8 protein-coding genes and 1 CRISPR repeat array are annotated in these 18,479 nt (G+C 24.5%); of the genes, 2 read left to right on the forward strand and 6 right to left on the reverse strand.

The window, feature by feature from the left end:
- Positions 1 to 3 precede the first annotated feature (3 nt).
- The 3 genes from cas7b to cas6 all read right to left on the reverse strand — a co-directional run bounded on the left by cas7b (position 4) and on the right by cas6 (position 3,687).
- Positions 4 to 879, reverse strand: a complete 876-nt coding sequence (gene cas7b, locus CLOACE_RS09200) for a type I-B CRISPR-associated protein Cas7/Csh2 (protein ID WP_207644904.1) — start codon at positions 877 to 879, stop codon at positions 4 to 6.
- Positions 869 to 2,818 (reverse strand): TIGR02556 family CRISPR-associated protein, encoded by a 1,950-nt coding sequence (locus CLOACE_RS09205; protein ID WP_070110818.1) that lies wholly within the window; start codon positions 2,816 to 2,818, stop codon positions 869 to 871. The genes cas7b and CLOACE_RS09205 overlap by 11 nt, the downstream gene beginning before the upstream one ends.
- A 122-nt stretch (positions 2,819 to 2,940) precedes the next feature.
- Positions 2,941 to 3,687 (reverse strand): CRISPR-associated endoribonuclease Cas6, encoded by a 747-nt coding sequence (gene cas6, locus CLOACE_RS09210; RefSeq protein WP_070110819.1) that lies wholly within the window; start codon positions 3,685 to 3,687, stop codon positions 2,941 to 2,943.
- 277 nt (positions 3,688 to 3,964) lie between these two features.
- Here cas6 and CLOACE_RS09215 point away from each other — a divergent pair, with 277 nt between their 5' ends.
- The gene (locus CLOACE_RS09215) at positions 3,965 to 4,096 is read left to right on the forward strand and encodes an ATP-binding protein (RefSeq protein ID WP_278287481.1); all 132 of its coding nucleotides are present in this window, start codon (positions 3,965 to 3,967) and stop codon (positions 4,094 to 4,096) included.
- A 261-nt stretch (positions 4,097 to 4,357) separates the two neighbouring features.
- Positions 4,358 to 12,564: a CRISPR direct-repeat array (repeat unit 30 nt; unit sequence GTTTCAATTCCTTATAGGTATTCTAAAAAT).
- A 222-nt stretch (positions 12,565 to 12,786) separates the two neighbouring features.
- Here the strand turns inward: CLOACE_RS09215 and CLOACE_RS09220 are convergent.
- Positions 12,787 to 14,334 (reverse strand): AAA family ATPase, encoded by a 1,548-nt coding sequence (locus CLOACE_RS09220; protein ID WP_242866453.1) that lies wholly within the window; start codon positions 14,332 to 14,334, stop codon positions 12,787 to 12,789.
- Positions 14,335 to 14,729: 395 nt separating this feature from the next.
- Between CLOACE_RS09220 and CLOACE_RS09225 the strand changes: the two genes are divergently transcribed.
- Positions 14,730 to 15,557, forward strand: a complete 828-nt coding sequence (locus tag CLOACE_RS09225; protein WP_070110821.1) for a DUF4352 domain-containing protein — start codon at positions 14,730 to 14,732, stop codon at positions 15,555 to 15,557.
- Positions 15,558 to 15,742: 185 nt separating this feature from the next.
- On the opposite strand, the gene CLOACE_RS09230 is transcribed toward CLOACE_RS09225, so the two are convergent.
- Together CLOACE_RS09230 and CLOACE_RS09235 are read right to left on the reverse strand one after the other, a co-directional pair.
- Complete coding sequence (locus CLOACE_RS09230) at positions 15,743 to 17,059, reverse strand: DUF4652 domain-containing protein (RefSeq protein ID WP_070110822.1); 1,317 nt, start codon at positions 17,057 to 17,059, stop codon at positions 15,743 to 15,745.
- A complete protein-coding gene (locus tag CLOACE_RS09235) occupies positions 17,059 to 18,279 on the reverse strand; it encodes an ATP-binding protein (RefSeq protein WP_070110823.1) in 1,221 nt (406 codons plus the stop codon). Before CLOACE_RS09235 ends, CLOACE_RS09230 begins: the two co-directional genes overlap by 1 nt.
- Between the last annotated feature and the right edge of the window lie 200 nt (positions 18,280 to 18,479).

The following is an 18,479-nucleotide window of genomic DNA, read 5'->3' on the forward strand; positions in this document are numbered from 1 at the left end:
ACCTTACTCTACTTCTATCATTGTAAAATCTTTAAAGGCATTTTCAAAGCTTTCCTCTTTTTCATTTAATATTAATTTTAATTTACTATCATAATAATAATGTATTGCTTTTATTCTCTTTGAATTTTCATTTAAATGTGCTATAAGCTCTGTTATATCTAGCTTTAACTCTTTTATTTCTCTTAAATTTTCTGCCTCTTGATTTATATTTATATAATCTCTCATATCTCCTAATATGGTTTCATCGTCATTATATTCAACTCTTAAATATAACCTTGGATATTGTCCTATTTTACTTCTTGTAGCTTGAGCTGGTATGGCATATTTCATAGCTTTATCAAATAATTTAATATCTTCTTCCTTCAATTTTGTAATTTTTGCTCTTTTTCCACTTAAAACTCCGAAAAAAGCTATAAAAGAATATTTAACTCTATAATCCTTTCCTATAGCACCTTGTCCTTTTTTACTATCTGATGAAAAATGAGAGGTTATACTAGATTCTAATAATTCTACCTTATTTAAAGAATATCCCCAGTTAAATTGTATAGGTCCTATAATACTTTTATTTTCTTTCTTAATTGGTATAGTAGCTCCAAACATTCTTATATCTATAAGTTCATCTAAAATAGTATCTAAATCACTGCTTTTTAAAGCCTTTATTCTTCCCTCTGCAGTAACAGATTTACCATCTATCTTTTGAACAAATATACTTAATCCCCTATCTAATAAATAATCTCTTATATATCTTTTAATTCTTAAATCCGATACTAAATTTATATCTCTTTCATAATCCATTCTTGGTCTATTTTCTTCATCAGGATCTCCATTAGGATTTGTTAGCTTTGCATCATATAAAAATAATATTTCACTATTGTTCATCCTCTTCTCCTCCATCCTTTTTATTTAATACAAATTTATTTGTGGCATATCCATAGCCAGATAGAATATAAAATAAATTTTCTTGTTTGCTTAAAGTCCAGTTGTTTATATTTTTATCCAAAAGTTCTTTACATTGACCAAAGTTTTTTTCATTAAATTTTAGTATTTTTTCCTGTCTTAATTTATTAAACACTTCACCTGTTAACCTTATTATTTTACTTTTATCCATGCCTCCAAAATTCAACTTATTTAATATAGGCTTTTTACCTTCTAAGCTTCCCTTCCTTTGGGAATTTCCTACTTCTCCTACTAAATATCCAAGTAAAAATAATGAAGTTTCCTGTTCTCCATAGTTCATTTCTTTTATATAATCTTTCATTTTATCTTCTAATAAAAGTTTTTCCACATTCAACATACTTACTTCCCTTCTTAAACAACCTAATTCTTCTAAAAATCTTATATACATATTTCCATAGATTATGCTATCTTTCATATTTCCAGTAGAAACATTAAAACTTGCTTCTTCAAAAAATTGAATTTTGCAAACTTTCAGTATATTAGAAATAATACTTTCTCTTTTTATACTTCCTTTAGTTAATATTCTTTCATAAAGTGTAAGAAGATTTCTGTACTCCATAGCTTCTCCACTTTTTAATCTTATAGCTGTTAAGTAATAAGCTGTACCTAAAGTAATTCTTCTTTTATAATCCCCTTCAAATATATTTACATAGGATTTATTAGATTTTAACAATGCTTGTCCTATGCTTTCAAATATAGATGGATTAACATCCTTTATAAATTTTTGAATCTTAGTGGCTTTTTGTACATTCTTATAAAATATAAAGTTAATTAGAAAATAACTATTTTCATAGGCATTCTTAAAATCTAAAGAGTTTTCTATTTCATATCTTAGTTCCTCTATATCTTTGTAATTTTTTACAGTATTAAAGGATTTCTTTATTTTTTCACATACTAAATCCATTTCTTCTTTATTTAAGTTTTCTCCAAATATAAAGTGTGGTATTAAATAAACAGTGAATCCTGTAAGATAAGTGTTAAGATTATTTTTTATATATTTTTCTCCAATTAGTAATTTATTTAGACAATCTTGGCATAATAACATATTGTGTTTATAATTGCTTTTCTCTAATCCACTAGCAAATATTAGCTGATTTGTTGTATAAAATTTTATATCTGTTTTTATATCTGACGTTAAATCTTTTTCTATGCTACATAAAGAACATATTCCATTACCTTTTAAACTTTTTACACTTTGTTTATCTCTTAGAACAACCTCTTTATATTGTTCATAATCACATATAGGTTTACCATCAATAAATATAGTATATAAACCTATATCATTAAAACTTAAATTTTTTTCATCTTTAATATATGTTTCAAATAGTGATAAAAATTTTTTCTTTAAAGTATCTTTTATAGCTTTATATACATTTTTTGTACCTTTATCATTTTCTTCATTAAATATTTCTTCAAATATATTTTTAGGATTTTCTTTTATGCCTAAAATTTCAAAATTCAATATATACCTATTCTTATTACTTTTAAATTCTTTACTTAAATCTACAAAATAATTCTCTACAATAAACTTTATTTTATTATTTAGTTCTTCCCCTAGATCTAATTTTAATAAATTAGGCATAGTTTCTGTTATATGATATAAATTGTTAGTAGCTGACACATACCATTGGTCTGAAGCTGCTCCTGCTGCTGAACCTACATATAAATATTTACTGGCAGTTTTTTCATCCATTTCTTCATTAACATCTATAGATAAGCTTAAATTTGTTGTGGAAAAATTGAATTTTAGCACATGTAATTGCTTGTTTTTTCTTGTAGGCTCTAGTTTTTGAACTAAGTTTTCCAAAAAACCTTCTTTTTCTAAAATCTTATGCCCTATTTGAATTATAGCTTCCTGCACATTTTTCCCTCCCTTCAAGTTTTTATGTTTATTTAAATATTATAAAAGTATAAATACTTTTATTTTTACAAAATGTATTATTTTTTTTACTTAAAAAAGTATACTATATTTATGTAACCTTTTTATTTCGCATTTTTCTCCTCTAAGCATCCAAAACCTTGAGAGTTTTTAGATCCCACACCTGCATTATAAGCCACATCAATTAATTCTTCAGAACCTTCTAATAAAAATTCTCCACTCCATGCTTTTATAACTAATCCTTTATATATAACAATATTTTCTTTAAGCTTATTTTTATTTAAAATTTTTATGTCGAATTTATCATTATTAGGTTTCTTTCCATGAAAAGCTTGATACTTTTTCAATAAATTTTTTCTTATTAATTCACTAAATTCTTCTTCATATGGGCTATAATAATAAGTTTTGTTTTTTCCATTTATTTTTATAGTGCTATAAACTGTTATAGGTGATTTTGTATATACTTTCATTTTATTTTTATTAATTTTAATAAATTTAGTTTCTATATTTTCTATTTCTATGTCATTTCCAGCAATGTTAATTTTACCTTCCAACATTATATTATTTATAATGTAACTTAAAAAAATATTATCATAAGATGATACTAAAAAATTTCCATTTTCATAATAAGTTATAGTTTTATTTTCTTTATCTAATTTAAATTTTCCATATAATTTAGAAAAGGTATACATTTTATAATTTCTTTTTTCATATTCATATCCTTTATCATGTATAAATTTTTTGTATTTCTCATCATTTAGAGAATTTAAAAGTACTGCTTGCAATATATGATTATATTGTATTGGAAGTTTTAATGGTTTTTTTAATTTAAAATTCACATAAGCCCTCATAATAATTACACTCCCTTAATTTTAATTACTCCAACAAAAATTATACTTATTGTAATATTCTTCATAAATTTATATAAATCCTTTAAAAATGTGAAATAAAAACATTTTATTTAAAAATTATTTTTTAATACTTAAAGTTACCCATGGGAAATTTAAATTTTGATTATTATACATTTATGAAATACAGTAATTTAAAAGCTTATAAATTTTTATTAAATGACAATTTCTTAAATTCATTATAAAGCTAAACTCATTGAAAATAAAGGAAGATTCTAAGTTGTTTTTTCAACTTATTGACATTCGATATGAAAAAAAGAGTACAATATTAACAACTAATGTAAATTTTAATGCTTGGGAGGATGTTTTCTATGATCCAGTCATTACAAATGCTATCTTAATACAATGCTAATGTTGTTTCTATTAATAGTAAATCATATCGCTTAAAAGCTCATTTTAAACAATAGCATGAGTAAAAAGATACATTCTTAAATGATCAAAAAGTTTTATTCTTAACTTGACATTTATAATATATTTTTTTCTCTAAGTTATTGAAAGTTATTTTTTTATCATTTAAACTTAAATCATACATAACATCACTCATTTATGTATAGTATCTCATTTTTATTTTTCTAAGCAGTAATTACTACTGGTATCACTACGTTTAGAAGTAGTTTCAATTCCTTATAGGTATTCTAAAAATGGGTATTTAGAACTTTAGTAGCATATTTTTATATAGGTTTCAATTCCTTATAGGTATTCTAAAAATGCTCAAAGTAGAGCAATGAGTGAACTAAGAAGTCTAATGTTTCAATTCCTTATAGGTATTCTAAAAATATTGTATATACTGGAGCTTTACCTCCAACTCTACTTTGTTTCAATTCCTTATAGGTATTCTAAAAATGATGATTAATTAATTCTTCATTCATAGTACACCTCCAGTTTCAATTCCTTATAGGTATTCTAAAAATTGATTAAAACAATTTCATTGCCACATTTTCAACAAAGGTTTCAATTCCTTATAGGTATTCTAAAAATCAATTGACAAAAACGAATATGGATATGTTAGAGTAAGGTTTCAATTCCTTATAGGTATTCTAAAAATTTGCAGAAAAAAAATATGGTGATGCAATTGCACAAACGTTTCAATTCCTTATAGGTATTCTAAAAATCTAAACAGATGTTAAAAGAATTTGATTATGACCCTTTGTTTCAATTCCTTATAGGTATTCTAAAAATTAACGCCTGGATTAACAATACAAATGTTAACATATGAGTTTCAATTCCTTATAGGTATTCTAAAAATGAATTTATAGAAGATATTCATAATGAATTTATAAAGAAGTTTCAATTCCTTATAGGTATTCTAAAAATTCCAATATACCCATAGCCAAGTCTGTATTCAACTGGTTTCAATTCCTTATAGGTATTCTAAAAATATGGTGGAAAACATTTTACAGAAGCAGATAGAGTATGTTTCAATTCCTTATAGGTATTCTAAAAATTATTTTTCTTTTGATTAGTGCAAGCTCTTCTACATTGGTTTCAATTCCTTATAGGTATTCTAAAAATTTAAAGACCAGTACGAATCAAAGAAGAAAGCAATGTTTCAATTCCTTATAGGTATTCTAAAAATATATTTTATTTATTTAGATTTTGTATTATTCACATTTAGTTTCAATTCCTTATAGGTATTCTAAAAATTTTGAGCTTAAGGAATTTACACGAAATGGTTATAGTGGGTTTCAATTCCTTATAGGTATTCTAAAAATGTAGCTAAATTGTTACCTAAATCAACTACAGTAGATCCGTTTCAATTCCTTATAGGTATTCTAAAAATCCTAGACGAAGAATTACCTTGTAAAGAGTTTTATAAGTTTCAATTCCTTATAGGTATTCTAAAAATCAAACATTTCCGAACCCTTTTGCTTTAGTGTTGCTGGGTTTCAATTCCTTATAGGTATTCTAAAAATTAGTCATATATTTTTATTAGAACAGGTTCTGTTCCCGTTTCAATTCCTTATAGGTATTCTAAAAATGAAGATAAAGAACAAAAAAAATTAGAAAAGCTTAACACGTTTCAATTCCTTATAGGTATTCTAAAAATGTGATAATTTACCCAGTTAATGCTCCTAAAGAAGATGTGTTTCAATTCCTTATAGGTATTCTAAAAATAACAGACTTATTTAAGTGAAAGCAGATGTTATCAGGTGTTTCAATTCCTTATAGGTATTCTAAAAATGTACCTCTATGGTAGGGATGTATGAAACAAATGCTCGGTTTCAATTCCTTATAGGTATTCTAAAAATAAGAACTAAATGTATCTCCCAAAGCATTATTTAAATAGTTTCAATTCCTTATAGGTATTCTAAAAATTTCCAGTACCTTCATATCCTGTTACTTTATATTTTTTACCCAGTTTCAATTCCTTATAGGTATTCTAAAAATCTACTTTTATTCTTTCTAGTTTAGATACCCATTCTTCGTTTCAATTCCTTATAGGTATTCTAAAAATCAATAATTTAAAACCTTTTGAGTAACTTTATTTATAGTTTCAATTCCTTATAGGTATTCTAAAAATCTCTCCTAACATAGGTACTGGTTGTCTATTTTTCACAGTTTCAATTCCTTATAGGTATTCTAAAAATATGTTTTCTTCCAGTATCTTTTTTGCTTCCCAGTTAATGTTTCAATTCCTTATAGGTATTCTAAAAATTAAAAATATCGATAAGGTAACAACACCTAGAACAGTGTTTCAATTCCTTATAGGTATTCTAAAAATGCAAATACAGCTATTACCCATACCCACCATTTCTTAGTTTCAATTCCTTATAGGTATTCTAAAAATTCACAATTAGTTGATGGTCAAGTAGCTTCTGTAATAGGTTTCAATTCCTTATAGGTATTCTAAAAATGCAAATACAGCTATTACCCATACCCACCATTTCTTAGTTTCAATTCCTTATAGGTATTCTAAAAATAAAATGAACTGGGTGACCATGGAACGTTTTCGGAAAAGTTTCAATTCCTTATAGGTATTCTAAAAATCACGTAGAAGCATTTTAAGACACGTTAATACATAGGTTTCAATTCCTTATAGGTATTCTAAAAATTTTCACCTCTTTATTTTAATTTTAATATATTTATTTTAGTTTCAATTCCTTATAGGTATTCTAAAAATAATGTATATTCCATTTCACTTGTACCGCTTCCTGAAAAGTTTCAATTCCTTATAGGTATTCTAAAAATACTACTTTTATTTGCTACATCTATTAGTAGAATTTTAGTTTCAATTCCTTATAGGTATTCTAAAAATATACTTCCTTTATATATTTTTAAGCTGTATTTTGTTGTTTCAATTCCTTATAGGTATTCTAAAAATTTATTACAGGAAAACTTTGGAGAATTTGAATTTCTTTGTTTCAATTCCTTATAGGTATTCTAAAAATAAAATAATTGAGCCTTTGAGCCTATATAAATAATTATGTTTCAATTCCTTATAGGTATTCTAAAAATTTAACTGTTATATTAAGTTGTGCCAGTTCAAGTCATTTGTTTCAATTCCTTATAGGTATTCTAAAAATTAGAATTTTCAACCTTAATACTATAAGTGTTATAAATAGTTTCAATTCCTTATAGGTATTCTAAAAATTATCATTTTGATATTTCACTAAATCTTTATTATGAATGTTTCAATTCCTTATAGGTATTCTAAAAATTATTATGAATTAAAATATACTTCCAACCTTCTACTACGTTTCAATTCCTTATAGGTATTCTAAAAATTATGTTATTATATAATTGTCAGCAGATGTTAAAGCTTGTTTCAATTCCTTATAGGTATTCTAAAAATTTTCTTGAAGTTTTGTTTAGTGAAGATTTTTCGACTTCGTTTCAATTCCTTATAGGTATTCTAAAAATTATGGACTTTTCAACCGTTCAGCATCCAACCTACCTGTGTTTCAATTCCTTATAGGTATTCTAAAAATTCTTAGTTTCTATAACATTTTGTCTATTATTTACTCTGTTTCAATTCCTTATAGGTATTCTAAAAATACAATAGTTGTTTTGTTAGTGAAATTCTTAGGGAATAGTTTCAATTCCTTATAGGTATTCTAAAAATTTTTATTTCTTTTATATTTTTCATTTATAAATACACCCCTGTTTCAATTCCTTATAGGTATTCTAAAAATTTTTCTTCTGCGTTTTCATATAGTTTAGCTTGTACGTAGTTTCAATTCCTTATAGGTATTCTAAAAATATTTGTTCCTTTTTAGCTTTGCCTTCTACCTTTACAAGTTTCAATTCCTTATAGGTATTCTAAAAATTATAAACGATAACTTAGCAACTATTATTCAAAATGAAGGTTTCAATTCCTTATAGGTATTCTAAAAATGCTGAATTTACAACTGTATCTTTTCTAGGAGTTATTAGTTTCAATTCCTTATAGGTATTCTAAAAATAAACTATTCTAGGGAACTTAAAACATTCCCTAGAAAAGTTTCAATTCCTTATAGGTATTCTAAAAATTTTAGAGTATGTAAAATATCAACTTGACGATAGAGATAGTTTCAATTCCTTATAGGTATTCTAAAAATAATTACATAACTAATGTCATTCAAAAGATAGGGAACGTTTCAATTCCTTATAGGTATTCTAAAAATGTATATTACAATCTCATATAACATACAATGTTCAAGTTTCAATTCCTTATAGGTATTCTAAAAATTAGTAACATTATACCTAATTTTTACATCAGACAAAAGTTTCAATTCCTTATAGGTATTCTAAAAATATTGTTTCATCTAAAAGTTCAAGGTCTATACTTTTATGTTTCAATTCCTTATAGGTATTCTAAAAATGATATAAAAAAAAATGAATATAAAATAGATGTAATTGAGTTTCAATTCCTTATAGGTATTCTAAAAATAAAAGAAACTTCCTGTTAGAACTGTAGGACTTATGTTGTTTCAATTCCTTATAGGTATTCTAAAAATACTACACAATTGCCCCAAATTGCAGGAACTACTAAAGGTTTCAATTCCTTATAGGTATTCTAAAAATGTACTATATTACCTTTTAAATCTGTCCATTTTTTTAAAGTTTCAATTCCTTATAGGTATTCTAAAAATTTGGAAAGGAACCAGATATATTGTTAAAGCCACTTGAGTTTCAATTCCTTATAGGTATTCTAAAAATATAGAAAATTTAGTCTGGCAAGATGTTGTTAATTTTAGTTTCAATTCCTTATAGGTATTCTAAAAATACAGCAAAATGTTTACAATATTATGAAAATATAATTGGTTTCAATTCCTTATAGGTATTCTAAAAATTTAATAATACAAATGTAAAGGTATTATTTAATACAGAGTTTCAATTCCTTATAGGTATTCTAAAAATCCCATTCTTCATTGATTCTTGTTTCATATACAAAAGTTTCAATTCCTTATAGGTATTCTAAAAATTCTAACTTTTCCGAATGACACTCCATTCATAGCTTTGTTTCAATTCCTTATAGGTATTCTAAAAATAGGTAGTTTGTTTACAGACAAACAAATTGCTCAAAGAAGTTTCAATTCCTTATAGGTATTCTAAAAATCTTTAAAAATTTATTATGTTATTTACATAACAATTAGTTTCAATTCCTTATAGGTATTCTAAAAATTCTTGGCTATACGTTACTTATAAATTATGTAATCAGGTTTCAATTCCTTATAGGTATTCTAAAAATAAATAGAAAGATAGTTTTATCAATTTTTGGAGGTAGGTTTCAATTCCTTATAGGTATTCTAAAAATTGGTTTACGTTATGCAGTAGGAGAAGGGAAAATAGGGTTTCAATTCCTTATAGGTATTCTAAAAATTTAAAAGTAACACCAAAAGGCGTACAACTTCAAAAAATGTTTCAATTCCTTATAGGTATTCTAAAAATGGATATTCCGTCTTAGTTGGAGAAAATCTTAAAAAGTAGTTTCAATTCCTTATAGGTATTCTAAAAATGATAAAGCAACTAAATTAGTGGAAAGAGCAGAAAAAACGTTTCAATTCCTTATAGGTATTCTAAAAATGGTTATGGCAAAATTTCGCTTTGAAATATCGTGATGTGTTTCAATTCCTTATAGGTATTCTAAAAATAATTGTAATGGGTAGAGGAAATGGTAAGAATGGTTTTAGTTTCAATTCCTTATAGGTATTCTAAAAATTTTTATTAATTTTTTAGCTTTACCTAACTTTTTTCTGTTTCAATTCCTTATAGGTATTCTAAAAATGGTGGTATTTACAGTTGCCAAAGAAGGATGGCAACTAGGTTTCAATTCCTTATAGGTATTCTAAAAATTGGGCTATGAAGACGTCAAAAGTTGTTTGAGATCCTGTTTCAATTCCTTATAGGTATTCTAAAAATTGTATAGATGAAGAAGCTATACAGTTGCAAGAAATAGAGTTTCAATTCCTTATAGGTATTCTAAAAATTTAACAACTAATATCTTATTCATTTATACCACCTACCGTTTCAATTCCTTATAGGTATTCTAAAAATTTATTGTTTTCTGCGTTTTCTTCTGCGTTTTCATAGTTTCAATTCCTTATAGGTATTCTAAAAATTTATAAATATTAATACAAATTTTCATTGTACTAACAAGTTTCAATTCCTTATAGGTATTCTAAAAATGCCCTTGGCTACACGTTACCTAAAAATTATGCAGTTGGGTTTCAATTCCTTATAGGTATTCTAAAAATTTAAAATTATCTACACTTTTAGTCCTTGGATGTACTAGTTTCAATTCCTTATAGGTATTCTAAAAATGTTTTGTAACTCTACTCCTTTTTCGCATACTTTGTATTGTTTCAATTCCTTATAGGTATTCTAAAAATGTTAAAACAAAATTGGGAAGGACACCGCGTGTTCTGGTTTCAATTCCTTATAGGTATTCTAAAAATTGATGCACTATTTCATCTGTTTCACATTTAAGTCCTGGTTTCAATTCCTTATAGGTATTCTAAAAATGGGTAGAAATACATAGGGATCATATGTTGAATTGGAGTTTCAATTCCTTATAGGTATTCTAAAAATAGGAATATTTGAAGATATTATAGTATTTGGAAAAGGGTTTCAATTCCTTATAGGTATTCTAAAAATGTAGTATTTATCTCATATAATTTTTCATCATTATATTTGTTTCAATTCCTTATAGGTATTCTAAAAATAGGTTTAAATATTAATACTTTTCTGTTTAATTTTTTAGTTTCAATTCCTTATAGGTATTCTAAAAATCAATCCTAATATGAGGTATCCAAAAAATGAGATAGTTAGTTTCAATTCCTTATAGGTATTCTAAAAATACTTACTTAAATTCAATTTAAGGTTATTTAATATGATGTTTCAATTCCTTATAGGTATTCTAAAAATAATAGCATTACTTGTACCACTTTGAGTTTTTGCAATAGTTTCAATTCCTTATAGGTATTCTAAAAATTCAATTTCTCTAAATTTTTGACCTATTTGTTGTAAAGTTTCAATTCCTTATAGGTATTCTAAAAATTCTAGGGAATAAATTAATATACTTATTCCCTAGAGGTTTCAATTCCTTATAGGTATTCTAAAAATCAGATATTGTATTTATATTTTTCATACAAAACACCTCTGTTTCAATTCCTTATAGGTATTCTAAAAATTGAAAATATGGAAAAAGAATTAAGTGAATTAAAAGCCAGTTTCAATTCCTTATAGGTATTCTAAAAATTTAATGATGCTATAGATATGCTTTTCTTAGAAATGAGTTTCAATTCCTTATAGGTATTCTAAAAATTATTTTTACAAAATTATATCTAATACCTTTATTTAAGTTTCAATTCCTTATAGGTATTCTAAAAATACTTACTAAATCACATATATTTTACATTTACATAGTTAGTTTCAATTCCTTATAGGTATTCTAAAAATTTTTCATTTTTATACACTCCTTATTTTTTAATTTTTACTGTTTCAATTCCTTATAGGTATTCTAAAAATTCTAGATTCATTATGTAGTTGTTTATTTTATTATTTAGTTTCAATTCCTTATAGGTATTCTAAAAATTATGTATATTATATACAGTTGTAAGTTAGTTAGTTGAGGTTTCAATTCCTTATAGGTATTCTAAAAATAAGCTTTCTAACTGCTCTATATCTTCAAAGAACATTGTGTTTCAATTCCTTATAGGTATTCTAAAAATCTATTTTACCATTTTAAAAACTTGCTTATACTCTTCCGGTTTCAATTCCTTATAGGTATTCTAAAAATTTATTCTCTGTTTCTTTTCCTAGTACTTTTACCTGTGGTTTCAATTCCTTATAGGTATTCTAAAAATCTACAAATGGTACAAGCTATGCAGAACAGGAAACAAGTTTCAATTCCTTATAGGTATTCTAAAAATGAAGAATTCATATAGTTAAAGAGAATTGCCCTAATTGTTTCAATTCCTTATAGGTATTCTAAAAATAGGAATAACTGCTTCTCCTCCTGGTTCTTCTGCAAAGTTTCAATTCCTTATAGGTATTCTAAAAATTTGTGCATTTATTTTTCTCTTTTTTAAATGGATCATAGTTTCAATTCCTTATAGGTATTCTAAAAATTCTTTAATTCTTGAATCTTAGCTTGAAGCTCTGTCTCGTTTCAATTCCTTATAGGTATTCTAAAAATTGAAGGATATAGTTGACTATACTAATTCTAATACTCTGTTTCAATTCCTTATAGGTATTCTAAAAATATTAAATATGTGTCATAGCTTTTAGAGGAACGTTCTATGTTTCAATTCCTTATAGGTATTCTAAAAATTCCTCCAGTTGCATGTTTTTCTTTTTTTCCACCAGGTTTCAATTCCTTATAGGTATTCTAAAAATCCATTTTGCCATTGAAATATAAGGCTTTTTATTTTTTTTGCCTTTTATAAAATTATAACATTTTTATAGAAATATTGGAATAGCTTAGTTTTCAAAAAAGTCCATCCCCAGGGTTTTTTGCACTATTGGGGGTGGACTTTTATTTATAATATGAATTTTTGAGAATATTTTGTACTTTGAAAGCTATATATCATTACAAAATATGCAAATTTATCCACAAGATTATTTAATTTCATTTTTAAATTCTTTATATCTCAACTCTTCTTTAGTATTTGCTTTTTTAAATTCCATAATTATTGCCACTTTTTCTTTTTCTCTAGGAATTAATACTAAATCAAATCTACCAAAGCCACTTTCTCTATTTGATTTTATCATATATTTATCTATAAGCAATGTAGTAATGCCTAACATCAATCCATGATAAAAACTTTCTGAACTATCATGGAAACTTGTAGTTTTTATTAGAAAACTTGTAAATATCTTTTCAAAAGTAAAAACATCTCCTGAAACTAAGGCATTGACCATTTTTATTTGTTCCATAGTATTTATACCTTTTGATATTTGTATCATTATCTCTTGTCTATATGCAATTTTAATTTCTTTATTAGGAATTGCTAATTTAGCTACTGTAAATCCAAATTCATTTTGAATAGTATCCATTGCCTTTAAATATCCAGATAAAAGTAAAAGACTAAATAAATAATTATCATCCTTGTAAATATCTAGATAAATTATATTTGTATCTATAATTTCTTCAATTGATGATCCTTCCATTAATTTTATAATATTCTTTTGAATATTTATATTTGAATTTTTAATAACATCATGTATTACATCATTGCTACTTGTATTAAGCCAATAAGCTTGAGGAGCAGAACCTTTATTGTCAATATAATTTATTATAGACCAAGGATTATATATTTCTGTTTTGCCAAAAATGTATCCATCATACCATTCTTTTACTGTTTCTAATTCTTCTTCTCTACCATAATATTTTAACATTTCAATTATTTCATCTTCAGTAAATCCAAAATACTCACTGTATTGATTATCTAATATTGTGCGAACTTTAAGATTATTCATTCCACTAAATATACTTTCTTTTCCAATTCTCAATATTCCTGTCATAATAGAAAAGCTAATGTGATTATTATCTTTTACAGCTCCACTTAACCAATTACGAATAAATTCTATTATTTTGTCATAAAATCCATTTGTATAACCGCTTTGTATTGGAACATCATATTCGTCTAAAAGCAAAATTGGTGCAACACCAAAATGTTTATCTAAATACTCTGTTAAGTATTTCAATGAATTTTCATAATCACTTTCTGAAGCAATTCCTGTACGAATTTTGTTAAAAGTTTCTTTTTCAATTTCCGTTAAACACTCACTATTAGCCAATAAAGCAAATCTATCGTATTCTTCTTCTATACACTTTTTAATTTTATTATAAGTCATTTCCCAATTACTATTTTTAATATCCTTTAATGTAATAAATATAACAGGATATTTACCTTGATTTTTTGTATATACATTATTTTGACTAAATATTTTCAAACCTTTAAATAAATATGATTTATCTTCTTCTGATTTTTCAAAGAAATACTTTAGCATACTAATATTTATAGTTTTACCAAAACGTCTTGGACGTGTTAATAATATAACTTTTGAGCCGTCATCTAATATTTCTTTTATTAATAATGTTTTATCTATGTAATAATAATTATTTTCAATAATTTCTTTAAAATTACTTATTCCAATAGGCATTTTTTTCACATATAACACCCCCTTTTACATATGTATTTTTATTATATCATAACAAATTGTAATTATACTATTTTATAAATTCATAAAAAATAAGCGATAATTTTAGTATATTTTATTGTTCAACTAGATATAGAGTGAACACCTCTATAAAATTTCAATATATCTTATGTATATATTTATATAGTAACATAAAGTTAATAAAATTAACTTTACTCTTTCATATAAGCAGGTTTAGAATATACTTTGAAAATTTTAACTAGCAAATTTTCACAATCATATTTAAATAATTTTTGACTTCAAAAAATTGTAGAAATTATTCCATAAAGTTTCATTTTACAAAAACCATATAAAACTGTATAATATTATCATATAATACTAATTTAGGAGGTATCGTAATGAAATTAAAAAAACTTATAACAATAGCTATTTTTACATTTATTATAGGATTGTTAGTTGGATGTGGCGGTAATAGTAATAGTAGTACTAGTACAAGCTCAAAAACAAATTCAAAACCATTAAGTCAAGAAGAAGTTGAACATATGTTCTCCAATCCAGATAAATTCAAAGGAAGAAGTATAGACATTTATGCTAAAATTTTTGTTGAACCTGAAAAAGATGATAACGGAACTTACTTACAAGCATATGCAGATCCTAAGTCTTCATCTAAAAATATTTTAATTAAAATTAATGACCCAAAATTAGACGTTAAAAATGAAGATATAATACATATTGTCGGTAAAATCGAGAAAAAATTTGAAGGTGAAAACGCTTTAGGTGGTAAAGTTACCGCTCCAGTTATAACTGCTGACAAAATTGAAAAAGCTAATTATGCAGAAGCATTTGCTCCAGCACTTAAAACTATAGATATTAATAAAGAAATAAATCAAAATGGATATGTGTTAAAACTTAATAAAGTTGAAATAGCTAAAGATGAAACTAGAGCTTATGTAACTGTAACTAATAATACTAAAGATAAGATAAACTTCTATACTTTTAATAGTAAGTTAGTTCAGGGAACTAACCAAATTCAAGAAGGTGAAAATTACCAAGCTAACTATAAACAAATTAACGATGAAATAATGCCTGGAGTTAAAGAAGAAGGTATAGTTTTATTTAAACAAGTAGATCCTAAAGGCGATAATTTAAAACTACATTTTGAAGGCTCTTCTGAAAATTATGAATTACACTTTGAACCCTTCACTTTTGAAGTTAAATTAAAATAAGGAAATTATAGTTTTAAATTTTAACTCATGATTTTAGTAAAAGGATTTTGATAAAAAAGTGCAAAACAAACTCTTTTGGAATTTGTTTTGCACTTTAATTTATTATGTTTTTTTAACTCTACAAGTTCCTTTAATTCTAATTTTAATTTATACAAAGTGTTCTTTATACAAATAATATTATTGGTTTATATAATATTTATTTTTCTAAAAACTTTAGTATATCTATTCATTTCATCATCATATTTAGTTATTTCAATTAAAAATTCATCTCTTGACTCTGTAAATATAACATCTGATACTTCTTCATTATTATTATTTTCATATATTAATTTAAAAATTTTATCTAATATAGAATACTCATATAAATTTCCACCTTGTGTAACAGTTCCAAAAGCATTTCCATAAATAAATAATATACTATCTTTATTTTTCCAAAAAACTTTTTTTATAGTTTTTTGCTTATTTCCCATATCTAAAGATTTTAATACTATCTTTTCTTTATCTAAATTTATGTCATATAAATATATATCTCCTATTGCTTCAAAACCAAATGGAGAAGTATAAATAAGTTTATCATCCAATAAATCTGGCTTTGAAGGCAAATCTCTATTAACATATTTTTCTATTTCACCTTTAGATATTTTTATGCCTTCTTGTTCAATATAGAGTATTTTGTGTTTACTATTTGGATCATTATTAAAGTAAATTAATTCAGCATCATAATCTCTAAAAATAAACTCATTTTCAAATTTATCATTATAATACTTATTATCTTCTATATATGAATTAAAAAAATCAATATTACTTTCGTTATTACATAAATATCCACTACTATTATTTTTAATAGTTCCATTTTTAAATGATATTTCATTACACAATATAACTTTAAATATTGAATATCCAAAATCATCCGTATAATTTTCATATATCTCACAACTATCTAAACTTATATTTTGTGAAGATAATAAATTAATTAAATCAAATTCTCTATTATTGTAAAATTTACAATTACTAAATTTTATATCTTTTGAATCACTTATACTCATTATTCCATATGTACATTCCTTAACATCTGTATTTTCTACAAAAAAATCTGAACAATTATTCAAGGTAAATCCTTCTGTTCCACATCCAAAACATGTGCATCCATATATTTTAACATTTTTACATGAATTAAATTTTAAAACTCCTCCTACACAATATCCTTTATTCTCTACTGTATGACCAAATACTAGATTTTTTAAAGTTATATTACAACAATTATTGAAAGTAATAACATTAGCATAACTAAATTTTGATAATAATTCAGTTAAATTAGTTTCATCACCTTCAATAATTAAATTCTCAACATCTTCAATAATTAGCTCATATCCATCATAGACATCTTCATATTTTACCTTATCATTTATAATATTAATGTTTTCAATACAATAGGTTCCTTTTCCAATTCTTATTATATGATTTGACTCTATTTCTTTAATAATATCTTTAATACTATTCATTAAAATTCATCCTCTCTTAATCTTCTATCTAATGTTTTATAGATTAATTCATTAAGTATTTTTGTTGACCAAAAACTTAAATGAATTAATCCTTTGTTATTAAGTTTTTGTAAATACTTTTCTACTTCTCTTTTACTGCTATAATAAAATTTTATCTTTTTATTTAGTAAATTAATATTTTCTACATTACCATTAAATTCCAAAATAATAGCTTTTAAAATTATAACCTCTTTTCTTTCAAGTCTACATATTATGTATTCTATTTCTTGTTCTACTTCTTTAACATAAATATCTGTAGCCTTTAAAAAATTATCTTTTTTAATTTCCATATTTCTTAATTGGTGAATTTCCCTTAAATATTTTTTTAAATATAAAGGATAACCAGAAGTATATTGATATAACTTTAAGCAAATATCTTCAAAACAATTAGTTTTCTTATTGCAATTATTTAAATACTTTTTAAAGTAATTCTTAACTTGATCCAAGTTTAATGGTTTTATATGTATAATTGTATCTTTACATATTTGAGTGACCTCATTTTTTATTACATTTAAAGATGTTATATTGCCTATTAACACTAGTAATAAATTTTGATAGTTTTTACCTATAATATATTCTAAAAATTCTTTAATAAATCTTCCTGAATTCTCAATATCACATATACTTGAAAAATTATCTATAATTATTATTAATCCATCTTTATCCTTTTTATAAGCATCGTCTAGTACTTTAATAATATTAATTGCATAATCCTCTCTAAACCTAAACTTTACACTTACCCCAATCTCCATACAGTTTGAAGACTTAGCAGTAATATTTACTGTATCTATAATTTCATAAATTTTGCTCTTGTACTTTCCTACAGCAACCTCTTGTAAATCTTTATTTATAGATTTAATTATATTCTCAATTTTTTTACTATTAGTTCTTACTTCATTGCTTATGTAAAAATCAAAATATATACTTTCTATTTCTTTATCTATATTTTCCTTTAAAAATCCAGTAACTTTATTATTATTATTTATATATTTAATTATATTCCCAAATGTTGTCTTTCCAACGTGTCTATCTCCATATATGTATGCACATTTTGTTTCTTCATTTTTTACTGACAATAAAATATTAATTATTTTTTTTAAATTATCTTTATCCCAAATATAACTTCTCATATTATTAGAAGGATTATTGCTTAATATTTCGCGAATTATATTTTCTTCCAATTTTATTCCCCCTTTTATCATTATAATTTAGCCGCTTGCAAAACCCTAAACCCGTTAGGGTTCAAGGATTTTTAAGCTTTATCAAAAAGGATTTCCCCCACTTAATGTCGAATATATATAATAATCACAAAATATAAATTCTTGGAGGTATCCTTATGATCAATATTAAAAACCAAATTCATCTCTGTGACGTTTATGAA

Origin of the sequence: Clostridium acetireducens DSM 10703 (assembly GCF_001758365.1) — a bacterium.
Lineage (GTDB): Bacteria > Bacillota > Clostridia > Clostridiales > Clostridiaceae > Clostridium_C > Clostridium_C acetireducens.